We start from the raw sequence: 19,244 nt of genomic DNA, 5'->3' as shown, positions 1-19,244 counted from the left end.
ATTACAAGACGCAGAGCGGCCCTCCGTCTGCACAGTGGGCCGCTCTTCACGATGTCGGGCGGGACATATCGGTCCCATAGTATTTTGGCTCTTACTGGCCGGTGACGATCTTGGTCCAGGCGCGGGTGACCACGCGCTGGGTCTTGGTGTCATAAGGCGTCGGCACGAACAGCTTCTTCATGACGTCTTCGGTCGGATAGATTTCCGGATCGTCAAGAATTTCCTTGTCGATGAACTCCTGCGAGGCCTTGTTGCCATTGGCATAGAACACGTAGTTCGAAGCCTTGGCAGCCACTTCAGGACGCATCATGTAGTTCATGAATTCAAGCGCTTCCGGCACATGCTTGGCGTCTGCCGGGATTGCCATCTGATCGAACCAGATCAGCGCGCCTTCCTTCGGGATCGAATAGCCGATCTCGACGCCCTGATTGGCCTTTTCGGCGCGATCACGAGCCTGGAAGATGTCGCCTGAATAGCCGATCGCCATGCAGATATCGCCATTGGCCAGCGCATTGATATATTCCGACGAGTGGAACTTGCGGATATTCGGGCGGATCTTGAGATAAAGGTCCTGCGCCTTCTGCAAATCGTCCGGCGATGGGGAATTCGGATCCAGACCCAGATAGTTAAGGGCCGGACGCAGCATTTCACTGGCTGAATCAAGCAGATAGATGCCGCAATCCTTCAGCTTGGCCGACTGTTCCGGGTCGAACAGCACAGCCCACGAGTCGATCGTGTCGGTGCCGAGCGCTTCCTTGATCTTGGCCTTGTTGTAGCCGATGCCGGTCGTGCCCCACATATAGTTGACGGAATATTCGTTGCCCGGATCGTAGGTTGCGACACGGGTGGAAATTTCATCCCACATGTTCTTGAGGTTCGGCAGCTTGTCCTTGTCGAGCTTCAGGAACACGCCCGCCGGAATCTGGCGTCCGAGAAATTCGCCCGACGGCACTACAACGTCATAGCCGCTCCCGCCGGCCAGAAGCTTGGTTTCAAGAATTTCGTTGGAGTCATAGTTGTCATAGACAACGTTGATGCCGGTCTCTTTTTTGAAATCTTCAAGAATCTGGGGGTCGATATAATCCGACCAGTTATAGATATTGACCACCCGCTCCTGCGCACTCGCGGAAAAAGTGGCAGCCGCTACAAAGCCCGTCACGACGGTCGTTGCCAGAAGGAAGGATTTGATCCCCATCATTTGCTCCAATCTGCACGATAAATTCCGGTGCAGGTTCAAGGTGGATATACTGTTTCTTTATTGCACTTTTTTAGATTGCACAGCATTCGTCAACAGGGTCGTGACAGGACGAACATAAAAATTGCATCTCAAAGGCTCCCCAAGGGGCACCATCCAAGGGGCAATGAGATTTGGGCTGTGCTGAGTCGAAAATGGTGGGGTTTGAGAACCGGAGCGGAATGTACTTCAAGCAAAGTCCCGAAAAGTTGCAGACTTTTCGGATAAGACTTGCGTAAAAAAGAGCATACATGAGCACCGGAAGCGAAAAACCACGCCATTTGCAGGCCATCACAGCCGAAATATCGCGCCCCTTCGCGCCTCTATTGGAAATCGAATGCTGATAGCCCCGCCACCATTTCGTCCAGCCCGAGCGGGCGCGTCAGCGGCGGCTCGGCGCGGGTGATGCAGCCTTGCCTTTCGCACAGACGACAGGCCGGGCCGATCTCCGTATTGCCAGCCCTTGAAAGTGACGCGCCATAGACCGTGTCGGCACCCGCATCCAGCACGCAACCAAGCAACAGCGCTGTCCTGCGTGGACGCTCACTGAATGCGCCCTGCGGCCCTTCCAGCGTGCGGGCGATAGTCAGGAAAGCCGAACCGTCCGGCAGTTCCGCCGGTTCCACCAGCACCTGGCCCGCCTGGGTGAAAGCCGCATAGACCGGCAGCTTGGGGCATTGACCGCCGAAGCGGGTCGGAAAACCTTCCGCTCCTGCAACGCGCAGTCGATTGCCTGCATGGTCGATTTCCATCACGAAGAAGGGCAGCGCACTTGCCCCCTGCCGCTGCAATGTGGTCAGCCGGTTTGCTGCCTGCTGGAACGAGACCCCGAAGCGCGTGCGGAGTACATCCACATCATAACGAGCCCGGACCGCTGCATCGCGAAACTGGCGATAAGGCATCATCAAAGCCTGCGCCGCATAGCGCGCCAGTTCGAACCGCGCGATGCGCTTCGCCTCGCCTGATGACAGTTTCAGGCCCTCCATCTCTGCGCCGATCACCACCTGCATTCGGATCAGCGCCGCCTCCATGGCGATTTCCTGCAACTGATCGAAGGGGGACAGACGCTCTGAAACAAACAGCCGTTGCGAATGCCGGTCATAACGCCTGCGCCAGTTCGGCATGGTGGCAACCGGCAGCGCGCGAACCGTGATGCCATGCTCGCGGCGAAGCCAATCCTTCAACGCGCTCGACAAATCGCCATCCGGTTTCAGCAGGGTGTAGAAACTCTCGGCCTCTTCCTCGATGCGTGGATAATGGTTGGCCCGCCGCGCCATCACGTCGCGCACTTCATCCAGCGGCAGGCGTGTCGCCGAAAGCTCCGCCCCGCTTCCCTCATGCGACAGCAATTGCGACAGATCGGACAAGCGCTGCTGCTGCTCGCGATAGGCACGGTAAAGCTTCATGATGCCGACGGCAGCATTGGGCGCAGCCTCGCCGATTTCGACCAGCTCCTGATCGCCCGGCAATTCGCCGGTCAGGAGCGGATCGGAGAAAACTTCCTTGAGGCCAGTGATCGTAGAGCCGCTTTCGGCCTGAAGACTGTCGAGGTCGAGCTTGTAAACGCTGGCAAGCTTCAGCAAAAGCTGCACCGTCAGCGGTCGTTGATTACGCTCGATCAGGTTCAGGTAAGACGGCGAAATACCGAGCGCCTCGGCCATCGCCGTCTGGGTCAAGCCCCGCTCGTTGCGGATGCGCCTGATGCGTGGCCCGGCAAATATCTTGCGTTCGCTCACCTGGTTCTCCCAACCCGAAACGGCAATTTTACAATTCATGACAAAATAGACGCAAAATTCGATTTTGACAATATTTACAAATTTACATCACCGCCCAGTCAAAACTCCGACAGCATTACCTCAATTATATGCCCATTTCTCCGGTTTCTCTGGCACTTCAATAATCGCGATTGTAAATCTGGTCACAGAAAGAGCGACCATCAAATGCTCTACAAATACCGACTACAACACGAGGAGACACCGAAATGACAGATTTTTACAGCCTTATTCCTTCGGCGCCCAAGGGTCGCTTCGACGGCATCCAGCGTGCGCATACGGCCGAAGATGTAAAAAGGCTGCGCGGCTCGGTGGAGATCAAGTACTCGCTCGCTGAAATGGGCGCCAACCGCCTCTGGAAGCTGATCCATGAGGAAGATTTCGTCAATGCGCTCGGCGCACTTTCCGGCAATCAGGCCATGCAGATGGTTCGCGCCGGCCTGAAGGCGATCTATCTCTCCGGCTGGCAGGTTGCAGCGGATGCGAATACGGCATCAGCCATGTACCCGGACCAGTCGCTTTATCCGGCCAATGCCGCCCCGGAGCTGGCAAAGCGCATCAACAAGACGTTGCAGCGCGCCGACCAGATCGAAACCGCCGAAGGCAAGGGACTTTCGGTCGACACCTGGTTTGCCCCGATCGTTGCCGATGCTGAAGCAGGCTTCGGTGGACCGCTGAACGCTTTCGAGATCATGAAAGCCTTCATCGAGGCCGGTGCGGCAGGCGTGCATTATGAAGACCAGCTCGCTTCGGAAAAGAAGTGCGGCCATCTTGGCGGCAAGGTTCTGATCCCGACAGCAGCGCATATCCGTAACCTCAACGCAGCCCGCCTGGCGGCAGACGTCATGGGAACGGCAACACTGGTCATCGCCCGCACGGATGCGGAAGCTGCCAAGCTTCTGACCTCGGATATCGACGAGCGCGATCAGCCCTTCGTTGATTACGATGCGGGCCGCACGGCGGAAGGCTTCTATCAGGTGAAGAACGGCATCGAGCCATGCATCGCCCGTGCGATTGCCTATGCGCCTTATTGCGATCTGATCTGGATGGAAACATCCAAGCCCGATCTCGAACAGGCTCGCCGCTTCGCGGAAGCCGTGCACAAGGCGCATCCGGGCAAGAAGCTCGCCTATAACTGCTCGCCGTCGTTCAACTGGAAGAAGAACCTCGACGACGCCACGATTGCCAAGTTCCAGCGTGAGCTGGGCGCGATGGGCTACAAGTTCCAGTTCATCACGCTGGCCGGTTTCCACCAGCTCAACTTCGGCATGTTCGAACTGGCACGCGGCTACAAGGACCGGCAGATGGCAGCCTATTCCGAACTGCAACAGGCGGAATTTGCAGCCGAAGCCAATGGCTACACTGCGACCAAGCATCAGCGCGAAGTCGGCACCGGCTATTTCGATGCCGTATCGCTCGCAATCACCGGCGGCCAGTCTTCGACCACCGCCATGAAGGAATCGACTGAAACAGCACAGTTCAGACCGGCTGCCGAGTAGCAGTCAGCAATCAAACAGGAGGAACAGTTCCATGAATTCGCCAGCACGCGTCAAGGAAAGAGCAGAAGAACAATCGTCAAGCATGTCCACGGATCAGCAGACCGTTATCCGTATGCTCGCCAACGATCTGCATCGCCTCAACTACACCGTCATGAAGGCGGTCGAGGCAGGCGTTTCGGTGGAACTGGTCCGCTCGGCCCGGCATCATGGCGGCGACGGCAACTGGGGCGATCTCCTGATCCCCGTTATCGTCACCCACGACAAATGATGACGGTCCTCACTCTTACGCTCGCTGCCATGCTCGCACACTGCGCTTTTGGCAGCGACACAATGTCCAAACTGGCAGTTGCCCGTAAAATTCGATGAAACGGGGTTGATCTGCCAATCGCTTTATGGTCGGATTTCCTCAACTGACCTCCCCGGCTGGCCCTGCCAGTCGGGGCTTTTTTTACATCAGAAGATAGTCGACAGGTTGAGGAAGGGCGGGCAGGTTTTCCTCAACCAGCGCTTCCCGCAGATTGATTTCGATTGTGTCGGCGATGGCACCGATGGGCAGATCGTTCGGCAGTGTTCCAAACGGCTCCTCCAGCTCATCGCCCAGCGCATCCAGCCCAAAGAAAGTATAGGCCACCAGCGTCGTCGCAAATGGCGTTCCCCAACCGAGCATATCTGCAAAGCCGAACGGTATGAAGAAACAGAACAGATAGGCCGTGCGATGCAGAAGCAGGGTATAGCCGAAGGGAACAGGCGTGAACCGCAACCGCTCGCACGCCGCCTGAACCTCTGCCAGTGCGGACACTGAACTGTCCAGCGTCTGGAAATCGACCGGATGCAGAGCGCCTTTCACACGCATATCCGCAAGCACGACACCAAGCCGGCGCAAGATGAAATCGGGCTTGTTACGGCTTTCTGCCAACCCCTTCCGTTCTTCTTCCGACAGCCATTTGTCGTATTTGTTCGAGCCGCCAGTTCCCTCTGGCCGAAGATGACTGACCATGGCCTGCGAAAACGCAATCGCATAACGGAGCAGCTTTTCCCGTCTGCCTTCCAGTCCCGGCACATTTTCCAGCAACAGCGCCTGACGCGCCAGATTGCGCGTCGTATAGACGAGCTTGCCCCAGATTTTGCGGGCTTCCCACCAGCGGTCATAACAGGCGTTATTGCGAAAACCGAGGAAGATCGAAAGCGCAATACCGAGCAGCGCCAGGGCCGTCCCGTTGTTGACGGCTGGCACCCAGCCGGGAAAAGCGCGATGCGCCCAGACGACCAGCACCGACAGAAGGAAAACCGCAAAAATCTGCGGCAGGATACGCAGGATGATGGAGCCCTTGAGAATGAAGAAGAGCTTCCACAAAGGGGGACGCGGGCGAACGATCATTTCAAATGGGTCCGACGAAGATTGGCAAAAGCAGCCTATACGCCTTCTTGCAACACACGGCCAGAAGCACCCTGTATTTTCTTACCGTATAAGAAAATACAAAATTACACTATTCTAAATAGAAGTATTATTTCTCATAAAATTATTCAGACAAATATTATTTTATCAATTTTCATGGGTGAGAAATGTCAATCCAATCCCTGATAGACAATATTGCCTCAAACGCCAATATAGATCCTGGAGCCGCCGAGCAGACGGTTGGAATATTGCTCTCCATCATCCAGCATGAAGCTCCGATTGTCGCACCACAAATATTCAACCTGATTCCCGGTGCGCCTGCACTGGCACGCGCCAATGACGTGCTCAATCCCGAAAATCACCATGCGGATGGCATCCTCGGAACAGTTTCCAATGTCGCAGGAAGCTTCGCGGGCGAAAGAATAGGTGCACTGGTCTGCGGTCTGGCAGCGTTGAAATCGACAGGCATGAGCATGGATCAGACCAATCAGGCCTTCCTGACGGTCATCCGTCATATCAGGCAAAAAGATCGCGAACTTGTGCGAAAGCTCTTTGCATTCGTCCCGGCGCTGAAAAGCCACTTCAATATTCCACAAACTGAATCTTGACTGAAAATTCACCGAACCCCAACAAAGCCGCATCTTATGCATTGACGTCAGTACACCATTGATGGTCCCTGCATCCCGATCCGGCGCACCAGCCTTCGGGTCGCTTGTAGATGGTTGGTCGTGGGAGCCATAGCGGCTTACCCGCCAATCGCGGTTTGAACCGCCCCTTGCGGGGGCAAGGAATACGGAATTTTCATGTCTGTTCAGTCTCTCATCGACAGTATCGCAACCAAGATCAACATCGATCCGCAGCTTGCAGAAAAGCTGGCCGGTTCGGTGTTTTCCGTGCTGCAGCACAGCGCGCCTGAAATCGGCAACAAGATTTTCGCGCTCCTGCCGGACGCGCAGCAGCTCGCCACCGCCCACGACGTGCTTGCGTCGAGCACTGGCGGCATCATGGGTGCGCTGTCGGGCCTGATGGACAATGTGGCGGGCGAAAAGATGAGCGCACTTCTGAAAGCCGCTGCCACGCTTCGTTCCAGCGGCCTCTCCAGCGACCAGATCACCGAAGCAGGCGGGCAGGTAATCAACTATGTGCGCGATCACGACCCTAAGCTGGTCGACCAGCTGGTAGCGAACGTGCCTGCACTCAAGGGCCATTTCGGCCTCTGATGCATCAAATTTCTTTTGTGTGCGCTTTCTTCGATGGCGCACACAAAAGCTTGCCGGACCCATTTGTCATTGAGGCCGGTCACAGCTATCATGCCGCTATCGAAATCATTTTCTGGTGATTGATGTCTGCTGATACGACGGAAAAGAAGGTTACGCGCGCCCCGCGTCGCCGTACGCCTGCCTATGTCAAATCTCTTCGCGGTGTGAAGAACTGGAAGCAGGCGACCGAATGGCTTGCCTGGCGTGACATCGAAGACATCGAATGCATCACCCCCGATCAGGCCGGGGTTGCCCGCGGCAAGATGATGCCGTCGAAGAAATTCACCTCCAATACCTCACTGGCTTTGCCTTCTGCCGTCTTCATGACGACGATTTCGGGCGATTATCCGGAAGATGGTTACGGCTTCCATTATCCCGAAGATGACGGCGACCTGAGACTGCTGCCCGACCTTTCCACGCTGTCGGCTGTTCCATGGGAAACCGACCCGACGGCACAGGTTATCTGCGATCTCGTCTATCAGGACGGGCGTGCCGTCGAGTTCACACCGCGCAATGTTCTGCGCAATGTCGTCGCGGCCTACAGCAAGCGCGGCCTGAAACCGGTCGTTGCCCCTGAAATCGAATTCTATCTGGTTCGCAAGAACCCTGATCCCGACTATCCGCTGACACCGCCTGTCGGCCGGTCGGGCCGCGCTATTGGCGGCGGTCAGGGCTATTCGATTGCTGGCGTCAACGAATTCGACGAGCTGATCGATGACATCTACCATTTCTCCGAGGGCCAGGGGCTGGAGATCGACACGCTGATCCACGAAGAAGGCGCTGGCCAGCTTGAGATCAACCTGCGCCATGGCGACCCGGTGGAGCTGGCCGATCAGGTATTCATGTTCAAGCGCACGATCCGCGAGGCGGCACTCAAGCACGACATGTATGCCACCTTCATGGCCAAGCCCATTCAGGGCCAGCCCGGTTCGGCAATGCATATCCACCAGTCCATCGTGGACAAGAAGACGGGACGCAACATCTTCACCAATGAGGACGGCAGTGAAAGCGAGGCTTTCCGCCATTTTATCGGCGGCATGCAGCGTCATGTGCCGAACGCGCTTGTCATGTTCGCGCCCTATGTGAATTCCTATCGCCGCCTGACGCCGGATGCTTCCGCACCCGTCAACGTCAAATGGGGTTACGACAACCGCACCACTGCCTTCCGCGTCCCGCGCTCGGACCCCAACGGGCGCCGCGTGGAAAACCGCATCCCCTCCTCCGACGCCAACCCCTATCTCGCGCTGGCGGCTTCGCTTGCCTGCGGCCTGATCGGCCTTGTGAACAAGATTGAAGCCGAACAACCTGCGACCACCAGCGTCAACACCAAGGAAATCGAGCTGCCCCGCGGCCTGATCGACGCGGTGGAGCTGTTTGAGGAGGACACGGAGCTGCGCAATCTGTTCGGCAGTTCCTTCGTCACGACCTATGCCGCCATCAAGCGCGCCGAGTTCGAAACCTTCATGGAAGTCATCAGCCCGTGGGAACGCGAGTTTTTGTTGCTCAATGTTTAAGGGAGTAGGGCAGTAGGGGAGTAGGGGAGTAGGGGAGTAGGCAGATATGCGGGGGCGTGGCTGTGGCAATCAATTCTTATCGCGATATACTTGTGTGGCAACAAGCAATGGAGCTCGTGACAGCTATATACAAATCGACTGAAACCTGGCCGAAAGAGGAGATTTATGGCCTCACCAGCCAGGTTCGGCGCGCTGCTGTTTCTGTCCCGGCCAATATTGCTGAAGGTTACGGTCGCGATACGCGTGGTTCCTACCAGCAGTTTCTCCGTATCGCCCAAGGCTCCTTGAAAGAAGTGGAAACCCACTTGCTCATTGCTGAGAGGTTGGGTTTCATCGAAAGCGCAAAAATGGGACCCATCATGGCTATGAGCGAAAGCGTCGGAAAACTGCTGCGGCTTCTTATCCGCAAACTATCGGAAACCTGACATACTCTCCTATTCCCCTATTCCCCTACTCCCTTAAACGGAATCGCCAATGCCCTACCAGTCCCCAATCTCACCCGGCTATTCCTGGTACGAGGCGACCGTTCCCGACCGACCGCAATATCCCGAGATGGATGGCTCGCGGCAGGCCGATGTCGTTGTCATTGGTGGCGGGTATACAGGGCTTTCGGCTGCCTATCATCTGGCGAGACAAGGCGTGGATGTCACGCTCATCGATGGAGCGCGGTTCGGCGACGGGGCGTCGGGGCGCAATGGCGGCCAGTTTGGCACCGGCCAGCGCACATGGGCCGAAGATCTTGAAGCGGAATATGGCTTTGAGCGCGCCAAGGCCCTGTTCGACGTGGCTGAGGAAGCCAAGGCCTATCTCCTTGCCTTTGCCGATGAACACAGGATCGACATGGAATATGTGCCCGGCCAGATTTCGGTCGTGCACAAGCCGCGCTATCTGAAGTCGTATGAACGCCATGTCGAGCTGATGGCGAGCCGCTTCAACTATCAGCATCTGCGTCTGCTCGACCGCACCGAAACGGCGAGCCTGCTCGGTTCAGAGCGCTATTTTGGCGGCGTCTATGACGCAGGTACCGGTCATATTCATCCGCTGAAACTGCTTGTCGGAACTGCAAAAGCGGCGCAAGCGGCAGGCGCAAAGCTGTTTGAAGACACCAGAGCCACCAAAATCAGCACCGCAAGCGGACGGGTCGAGGTCGAAACCAATCGCGGAACCATTGTCGCGAAGAACGCCTTCATTGCCGTTAATGCCTATGGCGGATTGCTTGAGCCGGTCAGCGCATCGCATGTCATGCCGATCCGCTCCTTCATCGGCGCAACGGTGCCGCTCGGCAACGACAGCCCCGTTATTCCGGGCGGTGAATCCATCGACGATTCCCGCTTCGTTGTGCGTTATTTCCGTCGTTCAAAGGACGGCAGGCTGCTGTTCGGCGGACGCGAAGCCTATACTGCCGATAATCCGCGTGAGATCAGCACGCATATCCGTCGCCAGATCGCGGAAATCTATCCCGCGCTTGCCAATGTCGAGATTACCCATGCATGGGGCGGTTCGGTCGGCATCACCATGCCGCGCCAGCCCTTTGTGCGCGAAGTGATGCCCGGTGTGATTTCCGCAGGCGGCTATTCCGGCCATGGCGTCATGCTGGCCAACTATATGGGCAAGCTTTACGCGGAAACCGTTGCGGGCAATCGCGACAGGCTGAAACTGTTCGAAGAACTGCGCATACCCGCCTTCCCCGGCGGTCGCACCTTCCGCTCGCCGCTGCTGTTCCTTGCCTTGTCGTGGTATGCACTGATGGACAGGATATAAAGACATGCGTAAAAACAAACAGATAGAGCATTTCCAATGATTCAATCGAAACAGGAAATGCTCTAGTGTGATGGATTTGAAGTTCCTATCATTTGCATGGCATTTGCGTTCAGGAACTTCAAATCCGTAAATCACACTAGATTCAGTACGGTGCTAGTGTGGCTTTGAATCCGAAATTGGTTCGCAACCCCGCTCCAGAGTGATACGAATTTCGGATTCGCCACACTAGGTCGTTCTTACGTCGGCTTGTTCGCCGCGCGTTCCAGCTTGGTCAGCACCTCGATCAGATTGGGGGCAAGCTCGCGTATCTCGGCAAGGTGCGCGGCGCTGAGCCGCTCAAGAACATGCTCAGCCTTATCGGTCAAAGCCAATATGTGGCGGCGGCGGTCCGAAGGATCGACCATCCGCATCACCAGATCGGCATCCGCCAGCCTGCCGACCAGCTCCGTTGCCGTATGCGGAGCAATGACAAGCCACTCAGCAAGGTTGCCGACCGTCATCGGTGCATCAGCCGCATGGGCCTTGATCGCAAGCAGCGCCTGATGCTGTTGCGCTGGAAGCCCTTCGGCTTCCGCAGCCGTTGCACTGAAACTCATGAACCGGCGCAAACGATAACGAAGTTCCGCAAGCGCCTGATAATCGGCTTGTGTCAAAGAATCCGGATTTTGTTTCACAACGCGCTTCTTCCCTGACCTCGATAAAAACACGCCCGTTGGGCTTTTCCCGAAGACGCTTTGCAGCGCCCCCTTCCCCAATAGCAAGCCCCTTGCCCAAACACAAAGATGGCAATTGATTTATATCGTATTACGATATATTTAACCCGCCGTTTGAAGATGTTGTTTCCCAACCAGTATCCTTGCTGAAGAAGAACAGGAATTTGCTATGGCCCGGCAAAACGAGTTTCGAAGACCGCACGATTTCACCGGCGGCGTGGCGCGCCGCGTTGCGGGCGATTTTACCGCCGACAGGCGAATGCTGCTCCTGATCGCGATGGCGATCATCATCGGTGCCGCCAGCACCGCTGCCGCCTGGGTTCTGGTGAGCCTGATCGCCCTCGTCACCAATCTGGTCTGGTTTGGCCGCATCAGCATAGACCCGGCAACACTGGCACATCTTTCGCCATCCTTCTGGATCGTGCTCATCCCCATATTGGGCGGTCTGGCAATCGGGCTGATGGCGCGTTACGGCTCCGAGAAAATTCGCGGGCACGGCATACCGGAAGCGATTGAAGCCATCCTGATCGGTGGCAGTCGCATGTCGCTCAAAGTCGCGATACTGAAGCCACTTTCATCGGCGATCTCGATTGGAACAGGTGGCCCCTTCGGCGCCGAGGGTCCGATCATCATGACGGGCGGGGCCATCGGATCGCTTTTTGCGCAATTGTTCCAGATGAGTTCAGCCGAGCGGAAGACCCTGCTCGTCGCCGGTGCTGCTGCCGGCATGACTGCCATTTTCGGTACGCCCATTGCCGCCGTGATGCTGGGCGTTGAATTGCTGCTCTTCGAGTGGAAGCCCCGCAGCTTCATTCCTGTTGCGGCTGCGGCAGCAGTCGCCCACACAAACCGGCCCTTGTTCTTCGAGACAGGTCCGCTGTTCCAGACCCATTTTCATCTGGCGCTGCCCTGGTGGGGGATTTTCGCATGTGCCCTGATCGGCATTGTCGCCGGGCTGCAATCCGGCCTGCTCACGACACTCCTCTACAAGCTGGAAGATGCGTTCGAGCGGTTGCCCGTTCACTGGATGTGGTGGCCGGCAATCGGCGGCATCGCCATCGGCATTGGTGGCCTGATCGAACCACGTGCATTGGGCGTCGGCTATGATCTCATCGACGGTTTCCTCAACGATAAATTCCTGGCAACCACAGTGCTGGTGGTTCTGCTTGTCAAAAGCGCGATCTGGCTCTGCGCTCTGGCATCGGGCACTTCAGGCGGCGTTCTGGCCCCGCTTCTGATCTTCGGCGGCGCGATGGGCTGGCTGCTCGGCCTGATCCTGCCCGGTGGAGAACCGGGCTTCTGGGCACTGCTTGGAATGGCCGCCATGATGGGCGGCACGATGCGCGCGCCGCTGACCGGCACGTTCTTTGCCGTCGAAGTCACTGGCGATTTCGGCCAGATCGTTCCGGTTTTCGTGGCAACGGTAACCGCCTATGCAGTGACTGTTCTTCTGCTCAAGCGTTCTATCCTGACGGAGAAAATTGCCCGGCGCGGACAGCACATCACCCGCGAATATGGCGTAAGCCCGTTCGAATCTGCTCGTGTGCATGAAGTCATGGTGACGAATGTGGACACGCTGCCCGCAAGCATGACCGTGCAGGAAGCCTCGGCCTTTTTTGCTTCGGAAGCAGCAGGGCATCGCCTTTACCCGGTCATCGACAACGACCGGATACTGATCGGCGTCGTGACGCGCGCCGATGCGCTGGAATGGCAGCGGAAGACGGAACTGTCCAGCCAGACGCTTGCAGATGCCGTTTCCGACACCTCCACACCTGTCGGCCATCAGGACGACAGCGTGGCGTTCATCACCGACATGATGATCGCAACCGATTGCGGGCGTATCCCGATCGTGACGCGCGACGGAAAGCTCTGCGGACTGGTCAGCCGAAAAGATCTCCTGCAACTGAGAGGCCAGATCAATGGCAGCGAAACGGAACGGAAGTCCTTCCTGCGTGCTGCGGAAGCTGGCTGAATCCGCTTGATAAAAGAAAAGCGGGGCACCTTTCGGCACCCCGCCTTTCTTACCACCGCCCGGTATTGCTCATTACTTTACGCTACACTTTCACCCGTCTTCGCTGCCAGACGTTGATAGGTTTCCTCAACCACATCGCGCAGCGGAAGAATGCCGCTCATGCACAACAATGCATGCATATGCTGACGAGCACCTTCGTAACCCATCAGCGGCGCATAGGGCCGCATGATGATATTGGCTTCATCTGGATATAATTCCTGATACTCGGCAAAGTTGGTGAAGCTCTTATAGCTGTCGCCGCGCATCAGATAAGTTTCGACGGCGGCCCCTTCAGCCAATACGGCTTCATGACTGTCGAGAACAATATTGTAATAGTCGATAGCCGTATCCATCGACACGCGCGCTATGCTCTGGCCATTAACCAGATCCTTCACGCGGATCAGGACGCCATCGATAAGCAGCGCGTGATTGGGCGAGAGATAGAGGTCGCGCTGCGGGGTTTTGCTGTCGATGGCATAGCGCTTGATACGGATCGGCATCACGCTTTCATTCCAAACCGCGCCGCTTTTTCTGTGGCTCTGCCAGCCGATCCACTTGACCGGACGCGCTTCGCCACGAGCCGTAGTCACGAGGTCGCCGACGGACAATGTCTCCACCGCCACCGGGCCCATCGGCGTTTCGATCAGCGTGCCTTTCAACAGGCAATTGGAGCCGCCGCCACCATGGCCACCGCCGTCGCCGCCATGCCACCACTTGTTGCCAAGGGCCTGCGACGGACGTGACGACACCGTTGAAGCAAACACACCCAATGCCGCGACCTTGGCGGCAGTGGCGGCTGTAAGACCCAGAAAATGCCGTCGCGCACGACTGCGCGGCGAATGCGCATTCTTTCCTGAAGACATGTATCCCTCCGCTCTTCTCGTTACGGCACCGGCCTGAAAATCAGCGTGGATTTCTAGCAAAGCACGATGCGCAGCTTCAAAATCTGAAGCGTCGTTCCGTGTTGCCCGGACCAGCGGCGCTTCGATACTTTGCCCCAAGTTAACGTATCTGATCTTAGCCGATCCCGACCTCGAAAAGATTCCGGCAATCAGGCCATAAGGCTTCTCGAATAGGCGTAAGCCCTACCTCGAAAGACGGATGATTTTTGCCAATCCCGGCCGGGTGAAGCCTGATCGAGGTTAAGCTGCCAGATGCATTTCTCCTATTGCGTGCAACCAGAAAAATACTAACCTTCCTACCATGGCATAGCGAGTCTATGTCGGGGCTTGGAAGGAATTACGAATGAAAAAGAAACTGATTGTTGTGGCCGCCGTGATGGCCGCTATGGCAACGCCTGCGCTGTCGGCAGATCTCGGCGTGTCGTTCCAGTGGGGACCGACGAAGAAATGCTTCGATTCAAAATCGCCGCCGTTCAACATCACCGGCGTTCCGAAGGAAACGAAGACGCTGACGTTCCGCATGGTGGATCGCAATGCCATGGATTTTCAGCATGGCGGCGGCAAGGTGGCCTATAATGGCAAGGCCGCTATTCCCTATGGCGCATTCCGCTATAAGGGGCCCTGCCCTCCGGGCGGTTCCCATAACTATTCGTGGACGGTGAAGGCGCTCGACGCCAGCGGCAAAACGCTTGCCGAGGGTAAAGCCGCGAAGATGTTCCCCTAAGGGCTTCATCGTGTGCCAAGGGAAGCTGTTGACATGCGCCCGAAGCAGGAATAGCTAGACGGCATGAACAAAGCACTCATCAGCACTTGGAGCACCTGGAGCACCCGGTCTTATTACGCCCCGCTCATATAGCGGCGGGTTTGCTTTGTCATAATTCAACCGCTGCATTGCCAGCGGTTGAGTTTCAAGGACAGCGCCTCTGGCCATGCGGCCCTAAAGAGGTCAGTCCATGTCTCGCGACAACAATCAGCATATGAAAATTGGCATTATCGGCTTTGGTGCATTCGGGCAGCTTATCGTCCGTCACCTGAACCCGTATTTCCAGTTATATGCTTACGATCCTGCCGCAGACCTCGAACGGGCGGCGCTGATGCATGGCGTCACCCTGATCTCTCTGGAACAGGTCGCCCTCTGCGAGATCGTCATCCTTGCAACGCCGGTCGCAACGCTTGAGCGCGTGGTGGCAATGATCGCCCCGCATCTGCGCCCCGGCACGCTTGTTCTCGATGTCGGCTCGGTCAAGGTCGGGCCAGCCAATACCATGCGGCGCGGCCTGCCAGCGCATGTCGATATTGTCGCCACACATCCGCTCTTCGGTCCGCAGAGTGCGCGCGACGGCATTGCCGGGCTGAAAATCGCCGTCTGCCCTGTGCGCGGCACGCGATTCCATCGCGTTGCCGCTTTCCTGAAAAGGAAATTTGCGCTTGATGTCATCATAACGACGCCGGAAGATCATGACCGCGAGGCGGCAATGGTTCAGGGGCTGACGCATCTGATCGCCAAGGTTCTGGTGCAGATGGAGCCGCTGCCAACCCGCATGACAACGAAAAGCTTCGACCTTCTGATGCAGGCGGTCGGCATGGTTCGTCATGATGCGCCGGAAGTGTTTCAGGCCATAGAACATGCCAACCCCTATGCTCCGCAAGTGCGCAGGCGTTTCTTTGAACTGGCAGATCGTGTCAATGCGGAACTGGCGCGGCCCGATCCGGTCATTGCCGCAGAGGAGGCTACAGGGGCATTTCGGAAGTCTGCTTGACCGTCTGGCTTGGCACGTCGGTCTTCAGGTTCTGAACGCCCTTGATCCGGCTCAGATATTCCGACTGGAAGCGGCGGTAGTCCTCGATATCCGCCGCAACCACCCGGATCATCGCATCATAATCGCCGAGCATGAAATAGCATTCGAGCACCTGCGGCAGCTTCAATATCTCCTTGGCGAAGGTCTGAAGCGTTTCCTCGTCCTGCTTGTCCAGCCGGATGCGTGTGAAAAAAGTCAGACCCTTGCCGACCTTGGCCGGGTTCAGCACGGCGACATAACGGTCGATCACGCCCGCCTCTTCCAGAAGCTTCACCCGTCGCAGGCATGGTGACGGCGAAAGACCGACCTCGCGTGCGAGATCATTATTGGCGATGCGGCCGTCGCGTTGCAGCACGCGCAGAATCCGTTTGTCGATCTCATCCAGCTTCATTGGCGCTCGATTCCATTTATGCCACTCTTGTTGGCATTCCCTGCCAAATATTGATGCATGAGGGCATAATTCGCAACCAAATTGCTCGCGATATTGGTTATAGTCGCGAAACTTCTCAAGCAAACACGCAAGAGACTGAGCAAAGGGCAACCAGTTACCGGTTGGTCAACGGGAATTTTATGGATATTTCACAGGCCTATGTGCCTCAAAAAAGCAGATCCGGGCGCGGCTCGGAATTCCGTCGCGGGGCCGCAGCCGGTCTGCCGGTTCTGCTTGGCATTATTCCCTATGCTCTGGTTCTGGGCGCGCAGGCCGCACAAAAGGGCCTCAGCGTCATTGAAGTCCCCATGATGACCGGACTGAACTTTGCAGGCGGATCAGAATTCGCGGCCATCCAGCTCTGGACCTCGCCGCCGCATGTCCTCCTGATTGTTGCGATCACCTTTCTGGTCAACAGCCGCCATTTGCTGATGGGCGCGGCTCTAGCACCCTTCATCCGCCATCTGCCCAAGCGCAAGGCTTTTGCGAGCCTGTTTCTGATGTGCGATGAAAGCTGGGCGCTCGGCCTTGCGGATGCCAAACGTCGCCAGTCGAAAGGCGTCAATCCGGCGCTGAGCCTCACCTTCTATGCCGGTGTGGCCATTCCTTTCTATCTCGCCTGGGTTGTCTTCACGACGCTGGGTGCCGCCTTCGGGCCGATGATGGGAGACCTGCGCCCCTATGGTTTCGACATGGCATTCCCGGCAGTGTTTCTGGTTCTGCTGGCGGGCATGTGGAAAGGTTTTGCGGCAGCGCGCCCGTGGCTGGTCAGCCTTGTAGTGGCCGCGCTGACCTATCTCACCATTCCTGGCGCCTGGTATGTCGCGGCCGGTGCCTTGTCCGGCCTTGTTGCAGCCTATCTGCTGGCAGGTGAAGAATGATCGATCCGTTAGCTGTTCTGACCATCGTTTTGATGGCAAGTGTCACCTATCTCACGCGGATCGGCGGCTATGTACTGCTGCGCAACCGCACGCTCAGCAAGCGTGCAACGGCGGTGATGGAAGCTGCCCCCGGCTGCGTTCTGATTTCGGTCATCGCGCCCGATTTCGTGTCCGACAAGCCTGCCGACCTGATCGCGCTGGCAATCACGATCTTCGCAGCGACGCGCTTTTCCATGCTGCCAACCGTGCTGATCGGCATTGGCGCGGCAGGCGCCTGCCGCTACCTGATCGGGTAAGCATGTCTCCAAAAAGTGGGAACCGGTTTTTGGATAAAGACATGCTTGAAAGCAAGTAAACATATCTCCCGAAAGTGGAGACCGGTTTCGGGACAAAGACATGCTTGAAAACAATTAAGCATGTCTCCCGAAAGCGGGACCAAGTATTGCTCAGTGCAGATGCTTTAGCTTGTCCGGGTTGCGCACCACATAGATGCCGACAATTTTGCCGTCCTCAATATCGAGAGCTGTCGTCTGGATTTCGCCATCGGCTTCACGCGTGATGATGCCGGGCAAACCATTGATGAACACCGTACGCAAAAGCGTAGACTGGTTGCCACGGAAATAGCCTGCCAGTTTCTCGTGAGTTTTCATCACTTCGTCGAAGCCGAACACAGGCTTCGGGAAAGCCGGGCGTTTACCGCCGCCATCGGCCTGAAGGTTGACATCGGCTGCCAGCATCGCACCAAGTGCATTCATATCGCCGCTGCGCGACGCCGTAAAAAAGGCCTGCGCCAGTTCGAGCCCGCGCTGCTTGTCGACCTGAAAACGGGGGCGCTCCTCGCGCACATGCTTGCGTGCCCGCGCAGCAAGCTGGCGGCAGGCCGCAGCATCGCGCTGGATTGTTTTGGCTATCTCGTCGAAATCCAGCCCGAAGACATCGTGCAGCAGGAAGGCGGCGCGTTCCAGCGGCGAGAGACGCTCCAGCGCCAGCATGAGCGGAAGGGTAACATCGTCATCCGCGTCCTCTTCGACAACCGGATCGGGAATCCACGGCCCGAAATAGGTTTCGCGCTGGTTACGCCCGGATTTCAGAAAATCGAGGCACAGGCGGGTTACGGTGCGGCGCAGAAAGGCTTCCGGCTCACGCACCTCGCTGCGGTCGGCGTTCATCCATCGGATGAACGCCTCTTGCACCATATCCTCGGCATCGGCGACCGAGCCCAACATGCGATAGGCAACGCGGATCAGTTTCGGGCGCAGCGGATCGAAGCTTTCGGCTGCATCGCCTTGCGAGGATATGTCGACCATCAGACGGCTGCCTTTACTGCTGGCTTCTTGGCTTCCGGTTCGAACCAGAGACCAAAGCCAACCGCCATGCGGTTCCATCCATTGATGATGTTGATCATCAGCGTAAGGTTCACTTGCTCCTCCTCAGTGAACTGTGCCTGCATGGCAGTGCGGGCGCCTTCCAGATCATGGCCTTGCGACAGGCGGGTCAGCGCGTCGACCCATCCCAGAGCCGCACGTTCGCGCTCAGAGTAGCACGGTGCTTCCCGCCATGCCGATAACAAATAGATGCGTTGTTCGGTCTCGCCAAGAGAGCGTGCTTCAAGCGTATGCATATTGATGCAATTGGCGCAGGCGTTAATCTGCGATGAGCGGATTTTGACAAGCTCGATCAGGCTCGCTTCCAGACTGGATGCGATCGTCATCGAAGCGTTCATCCAGGACTTCATCGTGGCAGGGGCAACATTGAACGGGTTGAGCAGAGGGGTCATGGTATCGTTCCTTTCGGTTCAAGGGGTTCGATAGACATGACGAGACAGCAATGCCGTATGTGACATTCGGCAGAAAAAAATTTGAATGCCCGATATTTTGGCTCTTATACGATGGAACAAATTCCTCCCACGAAACCAATCGTCGCGACGTAAATGGGGAGATTGACGCATGGAGAAGGCCACAAGATTGGCTGCTGTTCCGTGATCGGTTTAAATCCAAACCGCACCAATCCGCTCCTTCTTTCGCCTGCTCCCACCGTTGCACCGCCACTTCCCGGCTTCATCCTTCTACCTTT

Annotated in this window: 20 protein-coding genes; 12 read left to right on the top strand and 8 right to left on the bottom strand. The window is 57.0% G+C overall.

The annotated features are described in order from the left end of the window. Positions 1-91: 91 nt before the first annotated feature. Positions 92-1,195 (bottom strand): polyamine ABC transporter substrate-binding protein, encoded by a 1,104-nt coding sequence (locus tag F9K91_RS20730; RefSeq protein WP_151678618.1) that lies wholly within the window; start codon positions 1,193-1,195, stop codon positions 92-94. A 362-nt stretch (positions 1,196-1,557) separates the two neighbouring features. Next, the gene (locus tag F9K91_RS20720) at positions 1,558-2,970 is read right to left on the bottom strand and encodes a helix-turn-helix domain-containing protein (RefSeq protein ID WP_151678617.1); all 1,413 of its coding nucleotides are present in this window, start codon (positions 2,968-2,970) and stop codon (positions 1,558-1,560) included. A 245-nt stretch (positions 2,971-3,215) separates the two neighbouring features. Between F9K91_RS20720 and aceA the strand changes: the two genes are divergently transcribed. Both aceA and F9K91_RS20710 read left to right on the top strand, forming a co-directional pair. Then, positions 3,216-4,505: an isocitrate lyase gene (gene aceA, locus F9K91_RS20715; protein ID WP_010659116.1), complete on the top strand. Its 1,290-nt coding sequence runs from the start codon at positions 3,216-3,218 to the stop codon at positions 4,503-4,505. A gap of 31 nt (positions 4,506-4,536) precedes the next feature. Continuing rightward, a complete protein-coding gene (locus F9K91_RS20710) occupies positions 4,537-4,773 on the top strand; it encodes an SMc00767 family acetate metabolism repressor (RefSeq protein ID WP_078339793.1) in 237 nt (78 codons plus the stop codon). Between the two features lie 180 nt (positions 4,774-4,953). Here the strand turns inward: F9K91_RS20710 and F9K91_RS20705 are convergent, their stop codons facing one another. Then, positions 4,954-5,883 (bottom strand): bestrophin family protein, encoded by a 930-nt coding sequence (locus tag F9K91_RS20705; RefSeq protein ID WP_151678616.1) that lies wholly within the window; start codon positions 5,881-5,883, stop codon positions 4,954-4,956. A gap of 185 nt (positions 5,884-6,068) precedes the next feature. Here F9K91_RS20705 and F9K91_RS20700 point away from each other — a divergent pair, with 185 nt between their 5' ends. From F9K91_RS20700 to F9K91_RS20680, 5 genes are all read left to right on the top strand, one after another. After that, positions 6,069-6,509 (top strand): hypothetical protein, encoded by a 441-nt coding sequence (locus F9K91_RS20700; protein WP_151678615.1) that lies wholly within the window; start codon positions 6,069-6,071, stop codon positions 6,507-6,509. A gap of 195 nt (positions 6,510-6,704) precedes the next feature. Then, positions 6,705-7,121 carry a DUF2267 domain-containing protein gene (locus F9K91_RS20695; protein WP_151555639.1) on the top strand — a complete coding sequence of 139 codons (417 nt, stop codon included), beginning with the start codon at positions 6,705-6,707 and terminating at the stop codon, positions 7,119-7,121. 122 nt (positions 7,122-7,243) lie between these two features. After that, a complete protein-coding gene (locus F9K91_RS20690; protein ID WP_061346947.1) occupies positions 7,244-8,674 on the top strand; it encodes a glutamine synthetase family protein in 1,431 nt (476 codons plus the stop codon). 62 nt (positions 8,675-8,736) lie between these two features. Then, positions 8,737-9,099 (top strand): four helix bundle protein, encoded by a 363-nt coding sequence (locus tag F9K91_RS20685; protein ID WP_061347159.1) that lies wholly within the window; start codon positions 8,737-8,739, stop codon positions 9,097-9,099. A gap of 49 nt (positions 9,100-9,148) precedes the next feature. Further along, the gene (locus F9K91_RS20680) at positions 9,149-10,435 is read left to right on the top strand and encodes an NAD(P)/FAD-dependent oxidoreductase (RefSeq protein ID WP_151678614.1); all 1,287 of its coding nucleotides are present in this window, start codon (positions 9,149-9,151) and stop codon (positions 10,433-10,435) included. Positions 10,436-10,671: 236 nt separating this feature from the next. On the opposite strand, the gene F9K91_RS20675 is transcribed toward F9K91_RS20680, so the two are convergent. Continuing rightward, a complete protein-coding gene (locus F9K91_RS20675) occupies positions 10,672-11,031 on the bottom strand; it encodes a MarR family winged helix-turn-helix transcriptional regulator (protein ID WP_235913322.1) in 360 nt (119 codons plus the stop codon). Between the two features lie 286 nt (positions 11,032-11,317). Between F9K91_RS20675 and F9K91_RS20670 the strand changes: the two genes are divergently transcribed. Then, positions 11,318-13,120 carry a chloride channel protein gene (locus F9K91_RS20670; RefSeq protein ID WP_151678613.1) on the top strand — a complete coding sequence of 601 codons (1,803 nt, stop codon included), beginning with the start codon at positions 11,318-11,320 and terminating at the stop codon, positions 13,118-13,120. Between the two features lie 77 nt (positions 13,121-13,197). Here the strand turns inward: F9K91_RS20670 and F9K91_RS20665 are convergent, their stop codons facing one another. Continuing rightward, positions 13,198-14,022, bottom strand: coding sequence for a Hint domain-containing protein (locus F9K91_RS20665; protein WP_151555636.1), 825 nt, complete (start codon positions 14,020-14,022; stop codon positions 13,198-13,200). 382 nt (positions 14,023-14,404) lie between these two features. Between F9K91_RS20665 and F9K91_RS20660 the strand changes: the two genes are divergently transcribed. Beyond that, positions 14,405-14,785, top strand: coding sequence for a YbhB/YbcL family Raf kinase inhibitor-like protein (locus F9K91_RS20660; protein WP_235913319.1), 381 nt, complete (start codon positions 14,405-14,407; stop codon positions 14,783-14,785). Between the two features lie 229 nt (positions 14,786-15,014). Next, positions 15,015-15,821: a prephenate dehydrogenase gene (locus tag F9K91_RS20655; RefSeq protein ID WP_151678612.1), complete on the top strand. Its 807-nt coding sequence runs from the start codon at positions 15,015-15,017 to the stop codon at positions 15,819-15,821. Here the strand turns inward: F9K91_RS20655 and F9K91_RS20650 are convergent. Then, entirely contained in the window at positions 15,793-16,251 is a 459-nt protein-coding gene (locus F9K91_RS20650) for an Lrp/AsnC family transcriptional regulator (RefSeq protein WP_061346941.1), read from the bottom strand. The genes F9K91_RS20655 and F9K91_RS20650 overlap by 29 nt on opposite strands. A 179-nt stretch (positions 16,252-16,430) precedes the next feature. Between F9K91_RS20650 and F9K91_RS20645 the strand changes: the two genes are divergently transcribed. Both F9K91_RS20645 and F9K91_RS20640 read left to right on the top strand, forming a co-directional pair. Next, positions 16,431-17,171 carry an AzlC family ABC transporter permease gene (locus F9K91_RS20645; protein ID WP_061346940.1) on the top strand — a complete coding sequence of 247 codons (741 nt, stop codon included), beginning with the start codon at positions 16,431-16,433 and terminating at the stop codon, positions 17,169-17,171. Beyond that, positions 17,168-17,467: an AzlD family protein gene (locus F9K91_RS20640; protein ID WP_010659133.1), complete on the top strand. Its 300-nt coding sequence runs from the start codon at positions 17,168-17,170 to the stop codon at positions 17,465-17,467. Before F9K91_RS20645 ends, F9K91_RS20640 begins: the two co-directional genes overlap by 4 nt. Before the next feature lie 150 nt (positions 17,468-17,617). Here the strand turns inward: F9K91_RS20640 and F9K91_RS20635 are convergent, their stop codons facing one another. Both F9K91_RS20635 and F9K91_RS20630 read right to left on the bottom strand, forming a co-directional pair. Further along, complete coding sequence (locus tag F9K91_RS20635) at positions 17,618-18,478, bottom strand: sigma-70 family RNA polymerase sigma factor (protein ID WP_151555632.1); 861 nt, start codon at positions 18,476-18,478, stop codon at positions 17,618-17,620. Next, on the bottom strand, positions 18,478-18,948 hold the full coding sequence (locus tag F9K91_RS20630) for a carboxymuconolactone decarboxylase family protein (RefSeq protein WP_151555631.1): 471 nt from the start codon (positions 18,946-18,948) through the stop codon (positions 18,478-18,480). The genes F9K91_RS20635 and F9K91_RS20630 overlap by 1 nt, the downstream gene beginning before the upstream one ends. Positions 18,949-19,244 lie beyond the last annotated feature (296 nt).

The sequence above is a fragment of the Brucella tritici genome, from assembly GCF_008932295.1.
Classification (GTDB): Bacteria; Pseudomonadota; Alphaproteobacteria; order Rhizobiales; family Rhizobiaceae; genus Brucella; species Brucella tritici.
This window is presented reverse-complemented; position numbering and strand designations above follow the sequence as displayed.

What these genes read in the sequence shown, in the direction of transcription:
- aceA (WP_010659116.1), top strand. Translation starts at nt 3,216, where the DNA reads ATGACAGATTTTTACAGCCTTATTCCTTCGGCGCCCAAGGGTCGCTTC.
- F9K91_RS20635 (WP_151555632.1), bottom strand. Translation starts at nt 18,478, where the DNA reads ATGGTCGACATATCCTCGCAAGGCGATGCAGCCGAAAGCTTCGATCCG.
- F9K91_RS20675 (WP_235913322.1), bottom strand. Translation starts at nt 11,031, where the DNA reads ATGAGTTTCAGTGCAACGGCTGCGGAAGCCGAAGGGCTTCCAGCGCAA.
- F9K91_RS20665 (WP_151555636.1), bottom strand. Translation starts at nt 14,022, where the DNA reads ATGTCTTCAGGAAAGAATGCGCATTCGCCGCGCAGTCGTGCGCGACGG.
- F9K91_RS20690 (WP_061346947.1), top strand. Translation starts at nt 7,244, where the DNA reads ATGTCTGCTGATACGACGGAAAAGAAGGTTACGCGCGCCCCGCGTCGC.
- F9K91_RS20655 (WP_151678612.1), top strand. Translation starts at nt 15,015, where the DNA reads ATGTCTCGCGACAACAATCAGCATATGAAAATTGGCATTATCGGCTTT.
- F9K91_RS20670 (WP_151678613.1), top strand. Translation starts at nt 11,318, where the DNA reads ATGGCCCGGCAAAACGAGTTTCGAAGACCGCACGATTTCACCGGCGGC.
- F9K91_RS20680 (WP_151678614.1), top strand. Translation starts at nt 9,149, where the DNA reads ATGCCCTACCAGTCCCCAATCTCACCCGGCTATTCCTGGTACGAGGCG.
- F9K91_RS20695 (WP_151555639.1), top strand. Translation starts at nt 6,705, where the DNA reads ATGTCTGTTCAGTCTCTCATCGACAGTATCGCAACCAAGATCAACATC.
- F9K91_RS20630 (WP_151555631.1), bottom strand. Translation starts at nt 18,948, where the DNA reads ATGACCCCTCTGCTCAACCCGTTCAATGTTGCCCCTGCCACGATGAAG.
- F9K91_RS20640 (WP_010659133.1), top strand. Translation starts at nt 17,168, where the DNA reads ATGATCGATCCGTTAGCTGTTCTGACCATCGTTTTGATGGCAAGTGTC.
- F9K91_RS20700 (WP_151678615.1), top strand. Translation starts at nt 6,069, where the DNA reads ATGTCAATCCAATCCCTGATAGACAATATTGCCTCAAACGCCAATATA.
- F9K91_RS20730 (WP_151678618.1), bottom strand. Translation starts at nt 1,195, where the DNA reads ATGGGGATCAAATCCTTCCTTCTGGCAACGACCGTCGTGACGGGCTTT.
- F9K91_RS20710 (WP_078339793.1), top strand. Translation starts at nt 4,537, where the DNA reads ATGAATTCGCCAGCACGCGTCAAGGAAAGAGCAGAAGAACAATCGTCA.
- F9K91_RS20650 (WP_061346941.1), bottom strand. Translation starts at nt 16,251, where the DNA reads ATGAAGCTGGATGAGATCGACAAACGGATTCTGCGCGTGCTGCAACGC.
- F9K91_RS20705 (WP_151678616.1), bottom strand. Translation starts at nt 5,883, where the DNA reads ATGATCGTTCGCCCGCGTCCCCCTTTGTGGAAGCTCTTCTTCATTCTC.
- F9K91_RS20660 (WP_235913319.1), top strand. Translation starts at nt 14,405, where the DNA reads ATGAAAAAGAAACTGATTGTTGTGGCCGCCGTGATGGCCGCTATGGCA.
- F9K91_RS20645 (WP_061346940.1), top strand. Translation starts at nt 16,431, where the DNA reads ATGGATATTTCACAGGCCTATGTGCCTCAAAAAAGCAGATCCGGGCGC.